This window comes from Comamonas sp. A23 (assembly GCF_004522605.1).
GTDB lineage: Bacteria > Pseudomonadota > Gammaproteobacteria > Burkholderiales > Burkholderiaceae_C > Comamonas > Comamonas thiooxydans.
In genome coordinates this window covers 42243-60482 of the sequence record NZ_RSDT01000010.1, presented here as the reverse complement: position 1 = coordinate 60482, position 18240 = coordinate 42243, and the positions used below count along the sequence as shown (strand labels likewise).

The following is an 18240-nucleotide window of genomic DNA, read 5'->3' as shown; positions in this document are numbered from 1 at the left end:
AATGAGCAGCTGTCATCTCTCTCTGGCCAAGCCCGAGTTTTATCTGCAGAACTTTCGCGTGGAGGCTCCCGAGCCCAGGCCCGAAAGCATCATCACCCCGCGCCGCCTCGGCTGCATCATCATCAATGCTGCCACAGAGTCCTCTGCAACGCTCTTGGGGCGTACGTTTACAGCTCCCGAAGAAGGAGCACCCGCACTGCCGGTGGAACGGCTGCTGGTGCCGGCCAGCTTCGGTCTGGTGCCGCACTGGGTCAAATCGGCCTCGGACGGCCGCCTGCGCGCGCTCAAGCTGGTGAATGCAAAAATCGACAATCTGACCACGGGAACGGCCTTTCGCGATGCCTGGCTGGCAGGCCAGCGCTGCATCGTGCCGCTGCAGGCCTTTCAGGTCGACGACCTGCGCCCCGGCAAGCCCCTGCCGACCCGTATCACCCGCGTGGACAACCAGCCCATGGGCGCCGCCGGCGTCTGGGCGCGCTGGGTGGGCGAGGACGGCGAGGTCATCGTCAGCTACGCCCTCATCACCATCAATGCCAATGCCCATGCGCTGATGAACCGCTACGGCCAGCCCGGCAACGACAAGGCCATGCCGGCCATCCTCAACGAAGGCGCATACGACGCCTGGCTCAATGCCAAGGTGAACAAGGCCAAGGAGTTTCTGCGCCCCTACCCTGCGGAAAAACTGCGTGCCAACCCCGTGGAAAAAGGCCGCAAGCAGCCGCCACAGCAGTGGTAATCAGGGGGCTGGAAACTGCTGTTCCAGCCACTGCTTGAGCCGCGCAAAAACCGGCGCGGCAAGTTCGGGGCTCTCGTTGAAGATCTCGTGATAGGCCTCCTCAAAGCACTGGGACTGCACCAGATCGCGTGGCGCCTGGGCGGCAAAGGCGGCGCTGCCGGCCGGGTTGACCAGCTTGTCCTCGCCCGCCCATAGCAGCAGCGTGGGCACGCACCAGGCCGTGGCCTTGGACAGCACATGGCGGCCACCCTCGGCCATATAGCGCGCCAGCCGAGCGCTGATGCGCCGGTGCTGCAGTGCATCGGCGTCATAGGCCAGAGCCACATCCGAATCATGCGAGAGATGCGCGGACTGCACGCCATTGGCCACGCGCAGATTGGGCAGCAGCCTGGGCAGGCTCGCCACCAGCGCCTTCTGCACACCCGACAGATGCAGGGCCAGCGCCGGCGAGGACAGCACCAGCCCGTCCACATGACGCAGGCCGGACGCGACAAAATCCGCAGCTACCAGTCCACCCAGGCTGTGCCCCAACAGCACCAGGGGCTGATGCCTGGGCATGGCAGCACGCGTGGCATCGAGCACCACGGCCAGATCGTCGAGCAAGCGCATATCGCTGGTCAGGCCACCCTGCGGCCCGCCCGACAAGCCGTGGCCATACTGGTCATAGGCCCGCACCGCAAAGCCGAGCTCGTTGAGCCGCTGCGCCAGCGCGGCATAGCGGCCGCTGTGCTCGCCCAGGCCATGCACCAGCAGCACCTGAGCACGGGGCTTGACGCCCGGCGCCAGCGGCCAGTCGCGCAGCGCGAGCTGGGTGGCGTCCGATGCGGCCATATGCAGCAGCCGGGGCGTCGTCTGGGTACGGGTATCGGTAGGCGTCATGCACGGTCTCTTCAGCTGGCAAGAGCTTGCAGAATGCAGCCGCCCCCCGCCCGCGTCAACCGTGGCAATCCTCGGCCCGTCCCTGGGAATTCAACACTATCGCCACCAAAAGATAGCTGCCGGCGCTTTCTGGAAAAGCGTCAGCAGCTATTTTCAATGCCGCGATCAGGCCTGATCCGGCTCCGTCTGATGGCGGGCCATGGCGGCAATCACCTCGGCCACCGACGCCGTGAGCTTCTTGGCATAGGGCACATGGAGGAACTCGTTGGGGCCGTGGGCATTGCTCTTGGGGCCCAGCACGCCGCAGACCATCATCTGCGCCTTGGGAAAGCCCTTGCTCAGCATATTCATCAGCGGAATCGTGCCACCCTGGCCGATATAGCCGCAGCCGGCGCCGAAATGGGCCTGGCTGGCGGCATTGAGCGCATTCTCGAACCAGCCGTCCATGCCCGGCGCATTCCAGCCGCTGGAGCTGGAAAGGCCTTCCCAGGTCACCCTGGCCTCATAGGGCGCGTTGTCCTCCAGCAGGGCCTTCATCTCCTGCACGCAGGCTGCGGCATCGACCAGCGGCGGCAGGCGCAGGCTGAGCTTGAAGGCCGTGTAGGGGCGCAGCACATTGCCGGCGTTTTGCAGATTGGGCATGCCCTCCACACCGGTCACGCTCAGCGTGGGCTCCCAGGTGCGGCGCACCAGAGCCTGGACGGGATCGGTGGTCGTGGGCAGGGACACACGGGCCGAGCCGCCGCAGTCGTAATGCGCCCAGGGAAAGCGCGCATAAGCGTCCTCGCCGAGGATCTCCGCCGTGGCGCGGATCTGCGCCATGCGCTCGGCCGGCACCTCGCAGTGAAAGCTCTGCGGCAGCACGCGGCCATTCTTGCTGTCCTCGAGACGATCCAGCACCTGGCGCATGATGCGAAAGGACGAGGGCACCACACCCGAGGCATCGCCCGAGTGCACGCCCTCGGTGAGTATCTGCACCTTGAGCGTGCCGCTGGCCATGCCGCGCAGGCTGGTGGTCAGCCACAGCTGGTCGTAGTTGCCGGCGCCGCTGTCGAGACAGATCACCAGGCCCACATCGCCCAGACGCGGGCGCAAGGCATCCACATAGGGCAGCAGATCGGCCGAGCCGCTTTCCTCGCAGGTCTCGATGATGGCCACGATGCGGGGGTGAGGCACGTTCTGGCGCTTGAGCTCCTGAATCGCCGCCACGCTGGCATAGACCGCATAGCCGTCGTCGGCGCCGCCACGCCCGTAGAGCTTGCCGTCCTCGTACTTGGGCGTCCAGGGGCCCAGATCGCTGCGCCAGCCTTCGAACTCGGGCTGCTTGTCGAGGTGGCCGTACATCAGCACCGTGGGGCTGCTCGAGGCCTTCTCGGCCGTGCCTTCCACCTCGAAGAAGATGACCGGCGTGCGACCCGGCTGCTGAATCACTTCCAGTGTCAGCCCGGCCACTTTTTGCGCTTCCACCCAGGTCGCAGCGTTGCGCAACACGGTGGCGATATGGCCTTGCTGCTCCCAGTCGGGGGCAAACATAGGCGACTTGGCAGGGATGGTGATGTAGTTGGTCAGCTCGGGGACGATGCTCTGGTCCCACTGCTCGGTGATGTGCTGCAGCGCATCCTCTGGCTGCAGCAGATTGGTGGGAGTACGTGCGTTCATGGTCGGCTCCTTCAGTGACGGGGCTACGAGCCATGACGGGCTCGCGCCATGCCCGTGATTGTGCGCCAATGCAGGTGCCTGCGCCTCAGGCATTGACATGGTGGATCAGGGTTTAGTGCAATGCCGGCGCCCCACGCTACAACTGGAAGCGGGAAACCTCTCTCAACAGGCTTTCGGCCTGTTGGCGCAGCCCCTCGGCAGCGGCTGCGCTTTCCTCCACCAGGGCAGCGTTTTGCTGCGTGGCCTGGTCCATCTGCATGACAGCCTCGCCGACCTGGGCCACACCTGCACTCTGCTCGCTACTCGCTGCGCTGATCTCGCCCATGATGTCCGTCACACGGTGAATGGCACTGACGATCTCGTCCATGGTGCGACCTGCCTGGTCGGCCAGCGCACTGCCGTCTGCCACGCGTTCCACGCTGGCAGTGATCAACGTCTTGATTTCCTTGGCCGCATCGGCGCTGCGCCCCGCCAGGGCGCGCACCTCGCTGGCCACCACGGCAAATCCTCGGCCCTGTTCACCGGCGCGTGCAGCCTCCACAGCCGCGTTCAGTGCCAGGATATTGGTCTGGAAGGCGATGGCGTCTATGACGCCGATGATGTCGGCAATGCGCGAGCTGCTGGTGTTGATGTCCTGCATGGTCTGTACAACGCGCGCCACCACGGCACCGCCCTGCCGGGCCACTTGCGAGGCGTTCTGTGCCAACTGATTGGCCGTCTGGGCGCTATCGGCGTTCTGGCGCACGGTGGCGTTGAGCTGCTCCATGCTGGCCGCCGTTTCCTCCAGCGCACTGGCCTGGCTTTCGGTACGCGCAGACAGGTCGGCATTGCCCTGGGCAATCTCGCTGGATGCATGTTGCATCTGCACCGATGCGCCATGCACGCGCTGGACCAGTTCGCGCAGCGCGCCGCGCATGGTTTGCAGATCGGACATCAGCCCCCGGGCCATGCCGCCCGAGCTCCCATCGGTCAGATCGCCATCGGCCACACGGCGCAACGCCTTGCGCGCATCGGCCGGGTCTCCGCCCAACTCGCTGCGCAGCGTGCGCACCATCACCCAGAGCAGCGCGGCCGAGATGGCCACGGCCAGCAGAGCCAGCAGACCCGACCACAGCTGCATGCGCTGGGCGCTGGCACGGGTGGCCGCATGCGATGCTTCGGCCGCATCGCGGGCCGCCTTGAGCTGTTGCAGCACGGCTTCGCGCAGCTTGCGCCAGGCCGGGGTTTCCCGAGTCTTGAGCGCGGCTGCGGCGGTGTCATAATCCTCGGCCGCCAGAGTCACGATCTGGTCCTGCGCTTCGGACTGGGCCTGGCGCAAGGCCTGCAGGCTCTTGACGGCGACTTCCATGGCCGTTCCCTGCACGCGCCGGCTCAGATCGTCATAGGCGGCGTCATAGGCCCGACGGGCATTGCCAAGATTTTCCACGGCCTGCCCGTCCGACGGATCCATCACGATATTGCGCAGTGCCTGGCCCGATTGCAGACCCTGGGCATACAGCTCCTGCAACTGCGCCACCACGGCTTGGTTGTTCCTCAGGTAGTCGTTGAAATCGGACTGTGTGCGGGTCAGCCCCCACTGGCTGCTGAGCAGCGCCAAAACAAACAAGGCTGCAGGTGCAGCCGAGCAAAAAATGAGACGGGAACTAAAACGCATGGCAAGGCGCGCACCAGCCGAGGCTTCGACGCATTGATTCAGATCAAAAAGAAATAAGCAGTTGATTATGAATCAACTGCTTACATTTTTTGCATTGCGGCGGCAGCAGCACCGCTTTGTCGCAGGAGTGCTGCCCTCTCAGATTTAAGAGCTTCCGGCTCGTGTCAGACAAGGAATTCGATGTGAATCAATACCCGATTCATTGCCAATGAATCGTAATTAGCTACTGTTTCAAGAGCAGCAATCAGGCATGCTCGAAGTGGAACACCGCCGTTGTCGCCAACAGATTGGGCAGGCTCCTCACCACCTGACCGTTTTGCAGACCGAAGGAGTCGCGAATGCGCAGGCGGTTCTTGGTGGCCAGCACCTCGAAGTCCTTGTAGGTGCCCACCCGGATATTCGGCGTGTCATACCACTGGTAAGGCAGGCGACGCGTGACCGGCATGCGCCCGCGCAGCACGGAAAAGCGATTTTGCCAATGTGCAAAGTTGGGAAAGGCAACCACGCCTTGCTTGCCGATGCGGGCCGTCTCCTGCAACATCACCTCGGCATTGCGCAAATGCTGCAGCGTGTCGATCTGCAGCACCACATCGAAGCTGTTGTCGCCGAAGATGGCCAGGCCGTCCTCCAGATTGAGCTGCAGCACGTTCACGCCGCGGCGCGTGCAGGCCAGCACATTGGCGTCGTCCAGTTCCACACCATAGCCCGTACATCCGCGCTCTCGCACCAGATGCTCGAGCAGCGCGCCGTCGCCACAACCCAGGTCCAGCACGCGTGCGCCCTCGGGCACCAACTGGGCAATGGCTTTCATGGTGGTCAACTCGGTCATGCGGCTTCTCCTGCGCGTTCGGCGGTGTTCAGTTCTTTGGCAATGCCTTCAAAATAGGAGCGCATCACGCTCATGTAGCGCGGGTCGTCGAGCAGGAATGCATCATGACCATGGGGTGCGTCGATCTCGGCATAGCTGACGTCGCGGTTGTTCTCCAGCAGCGACTTGACGATCTCGCGGCTGCGCGCCGGCGCAAAGCGCCAGTCCGTCGTGAAGCTCACCAGCAGGAAGCGGGCCTTGGCCACGGCCAGTGCCCGGGTCAGATCGCCGTCATGGGAGCGCGCCGGATCGAAATAGTCCAGGGCGCGCGTGATGAGCAGATAGGTGTTGGCATCGAAGTAGCCGCTGAACTTCTCGCCCTGGTAGCGCAGATAGCTCTCGATCTGGAACTCCACATCCTGGGTGCTGTACAGGTAATCGCGCCGATCCGACGCTGGGCCGCCCCGAGTCGGATCAGCCCCCTCAGGGGGCAGCGAACCACGTGCAGCGGGGAGAGTGGGGGCCCTGAGACTACGGCCGAACTTCTGGTTCATCACGTCATCGCTGAGATAGGTGATGTGACCGACCATGCGCGCGATGCGCAGGCCGCGCGCGGGCACCACGCCATGCTCGTAGAAATGGCCGCCGTTGAAATCCGGGTCGGTGACGATGGCGCGACGCGCCACCTCGTTGAAGGCAATGTTCTCGGCGTTCAGATTCGGCGCGCTGGCCACCACCACGGCATGGCGCATGCGCTCGGGATAGCGCAGCGACCAGGACAGGGCCTGCATGCCGCCCAGGCTGCCGCCCAGCACGGCGGCCAGCGTCTGAATCCCCAGCCGGTCCAGCAGACGCGCCTGCGCATCCACCCAGTCTTCCACTGTCACCACTGGGAAATCCGCGCCATAGGGCTTGCCCGTAGCCGGGTTGGTGTGCATGGGGCCGGTGGAGCCGAAGCAGGAGCCCAAATTGTTGATGCCGATGACAAAGAATTTGTCGGTATCGACAGGCTTGCCCGGACCGATCATGTTGTCCCACCAGCCTTCGCTCTTGGGCTGGCCCTCATAGCTGCCGGCTACATGGTGGGAGGCATTGAGCGCATGACAGACCACGATGGCATTGCTCTTGTCGGCATTGAGCTGGCCATAGGTCTCGAAGGCAAGGTCGTAATCGGCGATGGAACCACCGCTTTGCAAGGGCAGCGGTTCATCAAAATGCATGAACTGAGGTGTCGCGATGAAGGACATATGAAAAAACCCGGCATCGCTAAAAACGAGGCCGGGTCGGTGTACTGTCACTTCGCGGACGGGTCTTTAGCTGGATTTATAAAGCGCCCGCAAGCTTTGGCAAATCGGCGCGTGAAAGTGCAGTGTACTGCATTCATTGCACCGAACTCAAAAGCAGACTGTCAAAGCTGTCCAAGCCTTTTGAGCCTTGTGCAAATAGCTATGCTTTCGGTAGTTTCACACTTTGGTCAGGAGCGCCGCCACACCCAGCACCAGGAAGATCACGGCGCACACACGGTGAATCGTCTTGATCGGCAGCTTCTTGGTGATCTTCTCGCCAAACCACACCACCGGTGCATTGGCCAGCATCATGCCCAGCGTGGTGCCAGCCACCACCCAGTAATACGACAGAGGGTACTTGGCGGCCAGGCCCACCGTGGCCAGTTGGGTCTTGTCCCCCATCTCGGCCAGGAAGAACAGCATCAGCGTCGTACCGAAGACACCCCAACGCCCGGCGCCATTGCCGGTATCGTCATCGTCTAACTTGTCGGGAATCAGCATCCAGCCCGCCATGAGGATGAATGAAACCCCCAAGATCCAGCGCAGCACGTCGGGACCTAGCATCGTGGTGATCCAGTTGCCCACGGCGCCGGCCAGAGCATGGTTGACCAGCGTCGCGGCAAAAATGCCGGCCACGATGGGCAGTGGTTTGCGGAACTTGGCTGCCAGTACCAATGACAGCAGTTGGGTCTTGTCCCCCATTTCGGCCAGGGCGACGATGGAGGTGGATATGAGAAAGGCTTCCATGATGGGGATAGACGGCCGGAGTTGCCAGAACGCATTGACCACGCACCGACTCCGGCCTATCTCTTCATAGGTTTTCTCGGTACGTAATCAATGGTCTCGACCGGTCGCACCACGCATTGCACGCGGTACCGCATGCGCCATAGGTCACGAGGACCCAAGTCTGTTGACGCATGCATCCGGCAGACGGCTGCCGAACGGCCTACTCCCCAAAGAAAGTAGCAGTCATTCTACATGCTTAACCCTGTAAGACATCTGCGTATTTGGATATTCAAAATTTTGTATTTCAGGGTAACTCCCATCAGGACAATGTTGTTACAAGCACGAAATTTGATCTTTTCGTAATACTACGGCTTCTCTTGTGACTCATAATGCTTGAGTCTTTGTCTGGAAAGCAATTTCTGGATGGGGCAAGTGCGTTAGCGTCTCTAATGTTGTCATCCAAGGCTGACTCCCTAGGGCTCCATCGCGTTTTCAAGTTTTTTCAGGAGTCCAGCATGGGCAACAAGCTTTACGTAGGCAATCTGCCTTATTCCTTCCGCGACCAAGATCTGCAAGACAGCTTCAGCGAATTCGGCACTGTGAACAGCGCCAAGGTGATGATGGAGCGCGACACCGGCCGCTCCAAGGGCTTTGGCTTTGTGGAAATGGGCAGCGATGCCGAAGCACAAGCCGCTATCCAAGGCCTGCACGGCCAAAACCGTGGCGGCCGTGATCTGGTCGTGAACGAAGCACGCCCCATGGAGCCTCGTCCTCCCCGCTCCGGCGGCTTCGGCGGCGGCTTCGGCGGCGGTCGTGAAGGTGGTTTTGGCGGTGGCCGTGGTGACGGCGGCTTCGGCGGTGGCCGTGGCGACGGCGGCTACGGCCGTCGCAATAGCTACTAATCAGTTATTGCCAATAACAAAAAAAGGATCTTCGGGTCCTTTTTTTGTTGCTAAACGTTAGCAATGCGGTTTTCGAGCATTTATTTTTTTCATTGTTCTCCGTCATAATTCCTTTCTCGGGCATTTCCCGTTCACAAGCGAATAGGTGTTCAGGATTTTTTGCATGTTTTCCCATGGATATGCAGTGGACGTCCTGAATTCGATCGCGCCATTGAAGCATTGAGGAGCTAGGAGTTATTAATGGGCAATAAGCTGTATGTCGGCAACCTTCCTTATGGTGTGCGTGACAACGATCTTGAGCAGGCGTTCAGCCAGTTTGGAGCCGTAGCAAGTGCACGCGTCATGATGGAACGAGACACCGGCCGCTCCAAAGGCTTTGGTTTTGTGGAAATGGCCAGCGAAGCAGAAGCACAAGCCGCCATTCAAGGCATGAATGGTCAGCCCCTCGGGGGTCGCAGCCTCGTCGTGAATGAGGCACGCCCTATGGAACCCCGCCCCCCTCGCTCCGGCGGTTATGGAGGCGGCTTCCGCAGTGAAGGCGGTTTTGGCGGCGGTAATCGCGATGGCGGTTACGGTGGCCGCAGTGAAGGTGGTGGCTATGGTCGCGGTGATGGCGGCGGCTATGGCGGTGGTGGTCGCGGCGAAGGCGGCTTCCGCAGCCCCTATGGCTCAGGCCCACGCCACGGTGGTCGCGGCGGCTACGGTGGAGGCAATAACCACGGCGAATGAGCTTCTTTTAACAGCTCAGCAATAAAGGCACGATAGCGTGCCTTTATTTATTTTTGAAGACATTCAAATGCATAGTCATTTCCCAATGTCTTCCACTCAATCCTTTTTTAGATGCCTGGGCTTTCTGGTTTTTCCCAGAGTCAATCTATCCCACAGATAAGCGGGCAGCACCCGCATTACGCCGCCGACAATCCTCATCTGCCAGGGAATAATCGCATATCTGGCTTTGCGCTCTATAACCCGAAAGGCACGCCTTGCGAACTCCTCGGGCGAGAGCAGAAAAGGCATGGAATACGGATTATTTTTCGTCAACGGAGTGTCCACATAGCCAGGCAATAAACTGGTCACAGAGACCCCGGATTTCTGCAACTCAACACGCAGACTCTCACAGTAAGCAATGGCGGCCGCTTTACTGGCCGAATATGCGGCATGGCCGGGCAGGCCGCGAATACCAGCCACACTGCAAATACCCACCAGACGCCCGGAGCCGCGTCGCACCATGGGTGCAATAAACGGCTGAAAGCTTGCAGCCAACCCCATGGTGTTGCTGGCCAGCACCTGCTGCATGACCTCAAGATCCTCGCGCAAGGAGGTATCCACACCCCAGCTGACTCCCGCGTTGGCAATAACAACATCAGGCAGGCCCTGGCGCTCCAGACAGGCATTCGCAGCACTGCAAGCACTTGCTATGTTCGTGACATCCGCGCCATAAACGGCGTAGCGGGATGCATCCATTCGCATGGACTGCGCCCATTGCTCCATGAGCACGGTGCGTCTTGCCACCAGTGCGATCGACCAGCCACGCTGATAGTAATACCAGGCCAGGGCCTGCCCAATGCCGCTGGAGGCACCGGTGATATAGACGAGTCCGGCCCCATGCCCTGCCATGATTTACGGCTTCTGGCTGGGCTGGATGACGCCCTTGACCCGCCCCTGCATCTGCAGAATCTGATCAAGGTGCGCGTACTGCATGCTGTCACCGGTAAATCTGTCGTTGCCACGGGTCATGACCACAGCTTTGTTGGTGCTGACGCGTTCGTCATTGGGCCAGATTTGCAGGAACTCGCTCTCCAGCCGCATGGCAGGCAAGGCCTTCTGGGTTGCAGTTGCAGGCACCGGCTCGCGCTGAATGACGGCCTGGCCGAACATCTGGATTTCCGAGCCGTCGCCATTGCTCAATGCCCGGTTGGAGCTGCCCACGGTCCTGCGTCCATCAGGCGTGAAGCTCAGCATGCGTGCGTCGTAGACTTCCAGCGTATCGGTATCGGGAAAGTGCTCACCTGTCGCGCCATTCAGGCGATTTTTGAGGCGGCCCGATGCTTCGAAATTCTTGATGACGAAGTCTTTGAGGAAATAGTCCGGGTCGTGCCGCACGGCCTTCTCCGCGCCACTAACAATCGGCTTGGGAGCATTGCGCACCAGCCACCAGGTGCCCAGCGCCAGCAGACCCATGATGAGCACGGGGAGGTACATCGAGGCCTTGTCGCCCACACGGCGCCATTGCCCGCTCATGAGCCATACCCCGAAAGCAGCGCCGCATAAGCACCATTGGCGGCCAGCAGCAGATCGCAGAACTGCCGCACCGCCCCCTCTCCGCCATTCTTGGCACTGACCCAGTCCGCCACATGTGATACCTCGTCATGGGCATTGGCGGGTGCGCAGGAAAAGTGGCTGCGACGCATGACGGGAAGATCGGGCCAGTCGTCCCCCATGGCGGCGGCCTGCGGCCATTGCAGACCCAGTTCAGCCAGGATGGACTCGGCAGCCGGCACTTTGTCCTCCGTGCCAAAGCGCGCATGTTCAATGCCCAGTTGCTTCAAGCGCAAGCGCAGCGGCGCAGAGTCTCGCCCCGTCACCACGGCCGGCGTGATGCCGGCCTTTTGCAACATTTTCAGGCCATGACCATCCAGCGTATGGAAGCGCTTGAGGACCTCACCCTCACCCGAGAAATAAAGGCCGCCATCGGTCAGCACGCCATCCACATCGAAGAAGGCCACACGAATTCCCTGGGCCTTGAGCAGCAACTGTGGGTCCCATTGCTGGCGGGGTGTCAGAGCAGGTCGGTTCATCAAATCACCTTGGCACGCATCAGATCGCGAATATGCACCACACCCTGCAGGCGCTGGTTGTCATCGGCCACCAGCACTGCGGTAATGCCATGCTCTTCCATCATGCGTGCCGCAGCCACCGCCAGCAGATCGGGCTTGATCGTCAGAGGCCTGGCATGCATGACGTCCTGCGCCGTGCGGCTGCGCAGATCCACGCCAGCTTCCACGCAGCGGCGCAAATCACCATCGGTAAAGATCCCCACCAGCTCACCGGATGCGTTGACCACGGCGGAGCAGCCCAGGCCCTTGGCACTCATTTCGCGCATCAGGTCCACGCTGCTCACATCCTGGGCAACCTGGGGCACATCGACACCACGGCGCATTACATCGCGCACATGGGTCAGCAGGCGTCGCCCCAATGCTCCTCCGGGGTGTGAGCGCGCAAAATCCTCAGCACCAAAGCCCCGGGCATCGAGCAAGGCCACGGCCAGCGCATCTCCCATGGCCAGCTGAGCCGTGGTGCTGGCAGTGGGTGCCAGGTTCAAGGGACAAGCTTCCTTGTCGACATGGGTGTCCAGCACCCAGTCTGCATGCTTGGCCAGTGTCGATTGCAGACCGCCGGTCACGGCCACCAGGGGCACGCCCATGCGCTTGATGGCAGGCAACACGCCCGTCAGCTCATCGGTCTCGCCGCTATTGGACAGCGCCAGCACCAGATCATCCTGTGTCAGCATGCCCAGGTCGCCATGACTGGCTTCTGCGGGGTGCACGAAAAAGGAGGGAGTCCCTGTGGACGCGAGCGTCGCGGCCACCTTCCGGCCCACATGCCCGCTTTTGCCCATGCCCATGACCACCACACGGCCCGGCAGCTGCAGAATGCGCTGAACCACCGCCGTGAATGCGCCATTGAGGCGCACCGACATCGCACGCAAGGCAGCGGCCTCTATATCCAGGGCCTCGCGGGCCAGGTTCAAAGCTCGCGGTGCGTCGATCAGACGCGAATTGGCAGCATCAGAATTCATGCCCGGATTTTAGCCAGCCCATGCTTGCCGGGCAGCGGGCAACATCCCTTTGGCCCGCATTTCAAGCCCGAGCCCATACACTGGCGAGCATTCAAGAACTCAGGCGGACACATGCAAACTTCCACCAGCGTCAACGACTATCTGCGTGACCATATCCGCACCGTGCCGGACTGGCCTGCGCCGGGCGTGCAATTCCGTGACATCACGCCCCTGCTGCAGGACCCCAAGGTCTTTCGCATCATGACCGATGCCTTTGTTCACCGTTACATGGACCCCAAGCTGCGCCCCGACGTGGTTGCCGGCCTGGATGCACGCGGATTTATTCTGGGTGCCGTGATCGCCCACGAGCTCAACGTCGGCTTTGTGCCCATCCGCAAAAAAGGCAAACTGCCCTTCACCACGGTGGAGGAAACCTATGAGCTCGAATACGGTAGCGCTACCGTGGAGCTGCACACCGATGCCGTCAAGTCCGGCGACCGTGTGCTGCTGATTGACGATTTGATCGCCACCGGCGGCACCATGATGGCCGGCAAGAAACTGCTGGAAAAGCTGGGGGCTACCGTGGTGGAAGGCGCAGCGATTGTGGATCTGCCGGAACTGGGCGGCTCCAAGCACCTCAAGGACAGCGGCCTGCCCCTGTTCACTCTGGTGGACTTTGCCGGGCACTGAGCAGCCCCGCAACAGCCCTGGATCAGCGCAGCTCTCCGTACTGCGTCGTGCCCAGAGAGCCCAGTCCGGAGACGGCAAATTCGCCGCCTTCCTCATGGCCAGAGCCAGGGCCCAGCAATGGCGCCTGGCGTGATGGACGAACACTCGCAGGCGATGCAGCAGCCATGGCCACCGCCTGCTTGAACGCATCCATTTCCTGCGCGTCAATGGGCTCGAAAGAGCGGCCTGAATGTGCCGCAACCGGAGCATGGCGTGGCGCCTTCATCGGGGGTACGGCCCCGTCAAACTGCGTCTGCGCAAAATCAGGGCTAGCAGCGCTTTGAAGCTGCCCGTTCACGCGCCAGTAAACGGCGTGAACCCCAGCATCCATGCGGGTTCTGGCGAGCTCGGCAATCAATGCCTCGATACGTCTTTGCTGCGGAGCATCCGCAGCGTATGCAGGAGCCAGATCCACCATCACGACAAAGCGCTGGCCGACGTTGTCCAGCGAGAGCACCTTGAACTTGTAGCCGGCCGAAAGAATGCCGACCCTGACCATGGCTTCGCGCACGATGACGTACAGCTGCTCGCGTCTGGCGGAGCGCTCCCGGCGCTGCGACTGACGCGCTACTGCATCATCCTCGTGGCGCGGTGCTTGCGTGCTACCTTCTCGGCGAGGCCCGCGAGAAAACCATCGAAACAGGGACATGAGCACACTCGAACAAGCAGGATTTACAACGAGACACATTCTGCCTCCAGGTCTGGAGCAGCTCGTGACATTTACCAAAATATTAGCCTTTGTCCGACGTGGATCAAGCCGCCAAACCGGCCGGCACACAAAAAATCTTCACTCAGGTGCTGGCCACCCGGCGACGACTGTCCCCTGCGCGGCGGGCCAGCACCTGACCTGCCATGGTCAGTAGCGCCAGGGCCAGAGCAGGCTGACGGTTGGCAATTTCGGAATAACGCAGCGCTGTCAGACACCATAGACGGCTGGGCGCTGCGGCCTGCACCGTGGCCTTGCGTGGTCTATGGGCGAAGAAGGCCCCTTCCCCCACAATCGCTCCCGGCCCCACCAAAGCCAGGCGGATTCTTTCCTTCGAATCCTGGTAATGCACGCTCAGCGAGCCGTACTCCACCAGATACAGATTGCGATCCAGCGCCCCTTCGGCAAACAACACCTCGCTGGCCGCCAGATTGATCGGCTGCAGATACGGCGCCAGCAACTCCCATTGAGCGGCACTGAGCACGTTTTGAGCGGTATCGGTGGCAACCGAGGTCGTCATCGCCTGGATCAGCGCCGACAAATCCTGAGGTGTTGAAGCGAACATAAGCAGTGGATGGAACGCGAACGCCGCATGCCATCCGGTGGACAAATCCGGATACGCATCCCGGCCGCTCAGGGTAAAAGAAATTCATAGCGCGCCATGGCTCACCATCAACGCAGGCTGAATGCTAAGCGACTCTGACAGTCCCGCCAATCACTTGCGGTGCGGAGTTGCTTTTACTTCCCCAAAGTGTCTGCATCTTCATCCGCGTCAAAGCAAAAAAGGATCGATGGTTCGATCCTTTTTTAATAGCTTACATCGCTCTTCCCATTTGGGTTAGCGCCATTTCTCAAGGAAATCAGCCATGGGCGCGCTTTTCCAGGATCTCGAAGGCCGGCAGCTTCTTGCCCTCCAGCACTTCCAGAAAGGCGCCGCCGCCGGTGGAGATGTAGCCCACATCCTTTTCGATGCCGTACTTGGCAATGGCGGCCAGGGTGTCGCCACCGCCGGCAATGCTGAAGGCGGGTGACTCGGCAATCGCCTGGGCGATGACCTTGGTGCCATTGGCAAACTGGTCGAACTCGAACACGCCCACGGGGCCGTTCCAGACGATGGTGCCGGCCTTTTTGAGCTGCTCGGCCAGCAGGGCTGCGGTTTCCGGGCCGATGTCCAGAATCATGTCGTCGTCGGCCACTTCGGAGGCCTTCTTGACGGTGGCCACGGCGTCGGCAGCAAAGGTCTTGGCGGTGACCACATCGGTGGGCACGGGAACATTGGCACCACGGGCAGCCATGGCGTCGATCACGGCCTTGGCATCGGCCACCAGATCGGGCTCGGCCAGGCTCTTGCCGATCTTCAGACCGGCAGCCAGCATGAAGGTGTTGGCAATGCCGCCGCCCACGATGAGCTGGTCCACCTTGTCGGCCAGGCTCTTGAGGATGGTCAGCTTGGTGGACACCTTGGAGCCAGCGACGATGGCGGCCAGGGGGCGCGCAGGCGCGGCCAGGGCCTTGTTCAGCGCGTCGATCTCGGCCGACAGCAGCGGGCCGGCACAGGCAATGGGGGCGTATTCGGCGATGCCGTAGGTCGTGCCTTCGGCACGGTGAGCGGTGCCGAAGGCATCGTTCACAAAGATGTCGCAGAGCTTGGCCAGCTTCTGGGCCAGCTCGGGCTTGTTCTTCTTTTCACCCACGTTGACACGGCAGTTCTCCAGCAGCACGACCTGGCCGGGAGCAATCTGCACGCCGTCCACCCAGTTGGCGACCAGGGGCACATCGCGGCCCAGCAGCTCGGACAGGCGCTTGGCCACGGGAGCCAGCGAGTCCTCGGGCTTGAATTCACCTTCGGTGGGGCGACCCAGGTGGCTGGTGACCATCACGGCAGCGCCGGCCTTCAAAGCCATTTCAATCGCAGGCACGGAAGCGCGCACACGCGTGTCTTCGGTGATTTCACCAGCGTCGTTCAGGGGTACGTTCAGGTCGGCACGGATGAAAACACGTTGACCCTGGGCCTTGCCCTGGGCGCACAGATCGGAGAAGCGGATGATGTTCATGCAGCAAAAAAGCGACTCCGAAAGTCGCCCATACAAAGGTTGGAAAACACAAAATCTGCCTGCATTCTAGGGCGATCGCCACTTTCAGGCATCGCTTTTACACGCTTACTCGACTCAAAAACAGGAGCATCCTGCGCGCTCTGTAACTTGGTTTCAAGCCTTTTTATAGACAGCCCATATGAAAACAGGAGCACGCAGCTCCTGTTTTCTCTGGTCTTGGAGCTACCAGCCCAGACCGATATGCAGAGGCAGATAAATCGCCATGCCCAGAGCAATGGTGCCAAGAATGCTGCGCTTGTAAAAAAAATACACCACCGAAGCGGCCAGCGCAGGCAGCCGAGCATCAGCCAGACTGTTGATCAGCTGACCATTGCTCATCACGATCTCGGGCGCAATCACCGCCGCCAGGGCCGCCAGCGGTGCGTATTTGAGCCCGCGCTTGAGCCAGTCGGGCAGCGGCAGTTCACGCTCGGGGATCATGAAGAAAGCACGCGTGATCAGCGTGATGAGGGCCAGACCGATGCAGGCAACGATGACCCAGAAACTGCTCATCATGACCGGTCCTCCTCATTCTTCACCGCAGGCAGCCGGCCGGCCTGCTTTTGCAGTTGCTCGGCCGTCAGGCCTGCAGCCACCGCAGCTGCGATCGCCACCAGGATATTGAGCTTGAGCGGCAGCGCAAAAGCCGCCACGGCTGCCGTACAGGCCACGATGGAGGCCACCCAGGTTGCACGGTCCTTGAGCATGGACAGCAGCACGCCCAACAACGCCAGCACGCCGGCAAAGCCCAGCCCCCAGGACAGAGGAATCTGGTCGGCCAGGAAAATGCCCAGCGTGGACGGGATCTGCCAGGCCAGCCAGTTGGTCAGTGCTGCGCCCCAGAAATAGGGCAGTTGCTCGGGCTGCGGCCTGGCCTCTGGGTAGCGACGCATGAAGTTCACGAAAATCACATCGCCGCTGAAATAGGCGACCGCCAGACGGTGACGCAGACTCAGCTTGGCGAAATAGCTGCGCCACATGCTGGACAGAATCACAAAACGCAGGTTCACGCAAATGGCGGTGAACCAGACCACCCACAGCGGAGCCCCCACGGCCATCAGCGGCAGCACGGCCAGCTGGGCACTGCCCGCATAGACAGTCAAACCCATGAGCAGCGCCAGGGGAACGGACAGACCGCTTTTGACCATGGCCACACCGGTTACCAGGCCCCAGGCGGCGATGCCCAGGGCGGTGCCGCCCATCTCCTTGGAGCCGACCCAGAAGAACGGATCCCTGACTATCGATTTCGCACGCTGACTCAGCGTGAACGCCATATCCGTCATACCTCGCCAGCACCCTCGCCCAGTTGCGCGCCTGCGGGCAGCTCGAAACCGCGCAGAAAATCGCCAGCGGCCAGACGCTTGCCACCCGCGCGCTGCAACAGCGTCATATTGAGCACGCCACTGCCACAGGCCACGCGCACGCCGCGGACGTCGGCCGACAGCACGGAGCCGGGCGCGCCGCTGCCTTGCTGGGCCTCTGCTTCCCAGACCTTGATGGCCTCGCCGCCCAGGCTGGTGGCGCCGCCGGGGAAGGGGTTGAAGGCACGCAAGCGGCGCGCAATGACTTCGGCGCTTTCGTTCCAGTCGATCAGGCTCTCGGCCTTCTCGATCTTGTGTGCATAGCTCACTCCATCGGCAGGCTGTGGCGTGCGACTGAGACCTCCGCAGGCCGCCATTTCCAGCGCTTCCACGATCAGGCGGCCACCCAACGCGGCCAGCTTGTCCTGCAGGCTGGCCGTGGTGTCGCCTGCGGCTATCGGCAGGCGCTCGATCACACACATATCGCCGGTATCCAGGCCGGCATCCATCTGCATGATGGTGACGCCGGTTTCGGCGTCACCGGCCTCGATGGCGCGATGAATCGGCGCTGCACCGCGCCAGCGCGGCAGCAGGCTGGCATGGATGTTCAGGCAGCCCAGGCGAGGCGTATCAAGCACCCATTGCGGCAGGATCAGGCCATAGGCCGCAACCACCATCACATCGGCCTGAGCGGCATCGATCGCGGCCTTGGCGGCAGCGGCGTCTTCGGGATATTTGCCGTCCAGACGCAGACTCAGCGGCTGAGCCACTGCAATGCCATGCTCCAGGGCGCACTGCTTGACGGGAGAGGCTTGCAGCTTCATGCCACGCCCGGCCGGACGGTCCGGCTGGGTCAGCACCAGCGGAACTTCAAAACCTGCAGCCAGCAGACTCTCCAGGGCCACGCGCGCAAATTCGGGCGTGCCGGCAAAAATGACTTTCATGGGACTCACAAATTAAAAAGGCAGCCGCCGGCTGCCAGA

At 61.7% G+C, this 18240-nt stretch carries 20 protein-coding genes; 4 read left to right on the top strand and 16 right to left on the bottom strand.

Going from position 1 to position 18240, the window contains the following annotated elements; all coding sequences use genetic code 11:
• Position 1: 1 nt before the first annotated feature.
• Positions 2 to 736, top strand: coding sequence for an SOS response-associated peptidase (locus EIC84_RS19835; protein ID WP_003066875.1), 735 nt, complete (start codon positions 2 to 4; stop codon positions 734 to 736).
• On the opposite strand, the gene EIC84_RS19830 is transcribed toward EIC84_RS19835, so the two are convergent.
• From EIC84_RS19830 to EIC84_RS19805, 6 genes are all read right to left on the bottom strand, one after another.
• Positions 737 to 1615, bottom strand: coding sequence for an alpha/beta hydrolase (locus EIC84_RS19830; protein ID WP_003066873.1), 879 nt, complete (start codon positions 1613 to 1615; stop codon positions 737 to 739).
• A 165-nt stretch (positions 1616 to 1780) separates the two neighbouring features.
• Positions 1781 to 3274 carry a M20 family metallopeptidase gene (locus tag EIC84_RS19825; protein ID WP_003066868.1) on the bottom strand — a complete coding sequence of 498 codons (1494 nt, stop codon included), beginning with the start codon at positions 3272 to 3274 and terminating at the stop codon, positions 1781 to 1783.
• 136 nt (positions 3275 to 3410) lie between these two features.
• Positions 3411 to 4928 carry a methyl-accepting chemotaxis protein gene (locus tag EIC84_RS19820; RefSeq protein WP_237704463.1) on the bottom strand — a complete coding sequence of 506 codons (1518 nt, stop codon included), beginning with the start codon at positions 4926 to 4928 and terminating at the stop codon, positions 3411 to 3413.
• Positions 4929 to 5172: 244 nt separating this feature from the next.
• A complete protein-coding gene (metW, locus tag EIC84_RS19815; RefSeq protein ID WP_003066861.1) occupies positions 5173 to 5757 on the bottom strand; it encodes a methionine biosynthesis protein MetW in 585 nt (194 codons plus the stop codon).
• Complete coding sequence (locus EIC84_RS19810; RefSeq protein WP_003066858.1) at positions 5754 to 6983, bottom strand: homoserine O-acetyltransferase; 1230 nt, start codon at positions 6981 to 6983, stop codon at positions 5754 to 5756. Before EIC84_RS19810 ends, metW begins: the two co-directional genes overlap by 4 nt.
• Before the next feature lie 216 nt (positions 6984 to 7199).
• Positions 7200 to 7769, bottom strand: coding sequence for a TMEM165/GDT1 family protein (locus EIC84_RS19805; protein ID WP_003066856.1), 570 nt, complete (start codon positions 7767 to 7769; stop codon positions 7200 to 7202).
• 494 nt (positions 7770 to 8263) lie between these two features.
• Here EIC84_RS19805 and EIC84_RS19800 point away from each other — a divergent pair, with 494 nt between their 5' ends.
• Both EIC84_RS19800 and EIC84_RS19795 read left to right on the top strand, forming a co-directional pair.
• The gene (locus tag EIC84_RS19800) at positions 8264 to 8650 is read left to right on the top strand and encodes an RNA-binding protein (RefSeq protein ID WP_003066853.1); all 387 of its coding nucleotides are present in this window, start codon (positions 8264 to 8266) and stop codon (positions 8648 to 8650) included.
• Positions 8651 to 8890: 240 nt separating this feature from the next.
• Positions 8891 to 9379, top strand: a complete 489-nt coding sequence (locus EIC84_RS19795; protein WP_003066850.1) for an RNA-binding protein — start codon at positions 8891 to 8893, stop codon at positions 9377 to 9379.
• 96 nt (positions 9380 to 9475) lie between these two features.
• Here EIC84_RS19795 and EIC84_RS19790 read toward each other — a convergent pair whose 3' ends face one another.
• The 4 genes from EIC84_RS19790 to EIC84_RS19775 are packed head-to-tail and all read right to left on the bottom strand — an operon-like array spanning position 9476 to position 12449.
• Complete coding sequence (locus EIC84_RS19790; RefSeq protein WP_003066849.1) at positions 9476 to 10267, bottom strand: SDR family oxidoreductase; 792 nt, start codon at positions 10265 to 10267, stop codon at positions 9476 to 9478.
• A 3-nt stretch (positions 10268 to 10270) separates the two neighbouring features.
• Complete coding sequence (lptC, locus tag EIC84_RS19785) at positions 10271 to 10891, bottom strand: LPS export ABC transporter periplasmic protein LptC (protein ID WP_003066847.1); 621 nt, start codon at positions 10889 to 10891, stop codon at positions 10271 to 10273.
• Positions 10888 to 11448, bottom strand: coding sequence for an HAD family hydrolase (locus EIC84_RS19780; RefSeq protein WP_003066845.1), 561 nt, complete (start codon positions 11446 to 11448; stop codon positions 10888 to 10890). Before EIC84_RS19780 ends, lptC begins: the two co-directional genes overlap by 4 nt.
• A complete protein-coding gene (locus EIC84_RS19775; RefSeq protein WP_003066843.1) occupies positions 11448 to 12449 on the bottom strand; it encodes an SIS domain-containing protein in 1002 nt (333 codons plus the stop codon). The genes EIC84_RS19780 and EIC84_RS19775 overlap by 1 nt, the downstream gene beginning before the upstream one ends.
• 111 nt (positions 12450 to 12560) lie before the next feature.
• On the opposite strand from EIC84_RS19775, the gene EIC84_RS19770 reads away from it, so the two are divergent.
• Complete coding sequence (locus EIC84_RS19770) at positions 12561 to 13118, top strand: adenine phosphoribosyltransferase (RefSeq protein WP_003066840.1); 558 nt, start codon at positions 12561 to 12563, stop codon at positions 13116 to 13118.
• A 22-nt stretch (positions 13119 to 13140) separates the two neighbouring features.
• On the opposite strand, the gene EIC84_RS19765 is transcribed toward EIC84_RS19770, so the two are convergent.
• From EIC84_RS19765 to fmt, 6 genes are all read right to left on the bottom strand, one after another.
• The gene (locus EIC84_RS19765) at positions 13141 to 13806 is read right to left on the bottom strand and encodes a hypothetical protein (RefSeq protein WP_003066837.1); all 666 of its coding nucleotides are present in this window, start codon (positions 13804 to 13806) and stop codon (positions 13141 to 13143) included.
• 142 nt (positions 13807 to 13948) lie between these two features.
• Positions 13949 to 14428, bottom strand: coding sequence for a Crp/Fnr family transcriptional regulator (locus EIC84_RS19760; RefSeq protein ID WP_034347941.1), 480 nt, complete (start codon positions 14426 to 14428; stop codon positions 13949 to 13951).
• A 295-nt stretch (positions 14429 to 14723) separates the two neighbouring features.
• Positions 14724 to 15917 carry a phosphoglycerate kinase gene (locus tag EIC84_RS19755; protein WP_003066833.1) on the bottom strand — a complete coding sequence of 398 codons (1194 nt, stop codon included), beginning with the start codon at positions 15915 to 15917 and terminating at the stop codon, positions 14724 to 14726.
• A 222-nt stretch (positions 15918 to 16139) separates the two neighbouring features.
• Complete coding sequence (locus EIC84_RS19750; RefSeq protein WP_003066830.1) at positions 16140 to 16472, bottom strand: AzlD domain-containing protein; 333 nt, start codon at positions 16470 to 16472, stop codon at positions 16140 to 16142.
• The gene (locus EIC84_RS19745; protein ID WP_003066828.1) at positions 16469 to 17239 is read right to left on the bottom strand and encodes an AzlC family ABC transporter permease; all 771 of its coding nucleotides are present in this window, start codon (positions 17237 to 17239) and stop codon (positions 16469 to 16471) included. Before EIC84_RS19745 ends, EIC84_RS19750 begins: the two co-directional genes overlap by 4 nt.
• Positions 17236 to 18201 (bottom strand): methionyl-tRNA formyltransferase, encoded by a 966-nt coding sequence (fmt, locus tag EIC84_RS19740; RefSeq protein ID WP_003066827.1) that lies wholly within the window; start codon positions 18199 to 18201, stop codon positions 17236 to 17238. The genes EIC84_RS19745 and fmt overlap by 4 nt, the downstream gene beginning before the upstream one ends.
• Positions 18202 to 18240: the final 39 nt, after the last annotated feature.

What these genes read in the sequence shown, in the direction of transcription:
- EIC84_RS19835 (WP_003066875.1), top strand. Translation starts at nt 2, where the DNA reads ATGAGCAGCTGTCATCTCTCTCTGGCCAAGCCCGAGTTTTATCTGCAG.
- EIC84_RS19830 (WP_003066873.1), bottom strand. Translation starts at nt 1,615, where the DNA reads ATGACGCCTACCGATACCCGTACCCAGACGACGCCCCGGCTGCTGCAT.
- EIC84_RS19825 (WP_003066868.1), bottom strand. Translation starts at nt 3,274, where the DNA reads ATGAACGCACGTACTCCCACCAATCTGCTGCAGCCAGAGGATGCGCTG.
- EIC84_RS19820 (WP_237704463.1), bottom strand. Translation starts at nt 4,928, where the DNA reads ATGCGTTTTAGTTCCCGTCTCATTTTTTGCTCGGCTGCACCTGCAGCC.
- metW (WP_003066861.1), bottom strand. Translation starts at nt 5,757, where the DNA reads ATGACCGAGTTGACCACCATGAAAGCCATTGCCCAGTTGGTGCCCGAG.
- EIC84_RS19810 (WP_003066858.1), bottom strand. Translation starts at nt 6,983, where the DNA reads ATGTCCTTCATCGCGACACCTCAGTTCATGCATTTTGATGAACCGCTG.
- EIC84_RS19805 (WP_003066856.1), bottom strand. Translation starts at nt 7,769, where the DNA reads ATGGAAGCCTTTCTCATATCCACCTCCATCGTCGCCCTGGCCGAAATG.
- EIC84_RS19800 (WP_003066853.1), top strand. Translation starts at nt 8,264, where the DNA reads ATGGGCAACAAGCTTTACGTAGGCAATCTGCCTTATTCCTTCCGCGAC.
- EIC84_RS19795 (WP_003066850.1), top strand. Translation starts at nt 8,891, where the DNA reads ATGGGCAATAAGCTGTATGTCGGCAACCTTCCTTATGGTGTGCGTGAC.
- EIC84_RS19790 (WP_003066849.1), bottom strand. Translation starts at nt 10,267, where the DNA reads ATGGCAGGGCATGGGGCCGGACTCGTCTATATCACCGGTGCCTCCAGC.
- lptC (WP_003066847.1), bottom strand. Translation starts at nt 10,891, where the DNA reads ATGAGCGGGCAATGGCGCCGTGTGGGCGACAAGGCCTCGATGTACCTC.
- EIC84_RS19780 (WP_003066845.1), bottom strand. Translation starts at nt 11,448, where the DNA reads ATGAACCGACCTGCTCTGACACCCCGCCAGCAATGGGACCCACAGTTG.
- EIC84_RS19775 (WP_003066843.1), bottom strand. Translation starts at nt 12,449, where the DNA reads ATGAATTCTGATGCTGCCAATTCGCGTCTGATCGACGCACCGCGAGCT.
- EIC84_RS19770 (WP_003066840.1), top strand. Translation starts at nt 12,561, where the DNA reads ATGCAAACTTCCACCAGCGTCAACGACTATCTGCGTGACCATATCCGC.
- EIC84_RS19765 (WP_003066837.1), bottom strand. Translation starts at nt 13,806, where the DNA reads ATGTCCCTGTTTCGATGGTTTTCTCGCGGGCCTCGCCGAGAAGGTAGC.
- EIC84_RS19760 (WP_034347941.1), bottom strand. Translation starts at nt 14,428, where the DNA reads ATGTTCGCTTCAACACCTCAGGATTTGTCGGCGCTGATCCAGGCGATG.
- EIC84_RS19755 (WP_003066833.1), bottom strand. Translation starts at nt 15,917, where the DNA reads ATGAACATCATCCGCTTCTCCGATCTGTGCGCCCAGGGCAAGGCCCAG.
- EIC84_RS19750 (WP_003066830.1), bottom strand. Translation starts at nt 16,472, where the DNA reads ATGATGAGCAGTTTCTGGGTCATCGTTGCCTGCATCGGTCTGGCCCTC.
- EIC84_RS19745 (WP_003066828.1), bottom strand. Translation starts at nt 17,239, where the DNA reads ATGACGGATATGGCGTTCACGCTGAGTCAGCGTGCGAAATCGATAGTC.
- fmt (WP_003066827.1), bottom strand. Translation starts at nt 18,201, where the DNA reads ATGAAAGTCATTTTTGCCGGCACGCCCGAATTTGCGCGCGTGGCCCTG.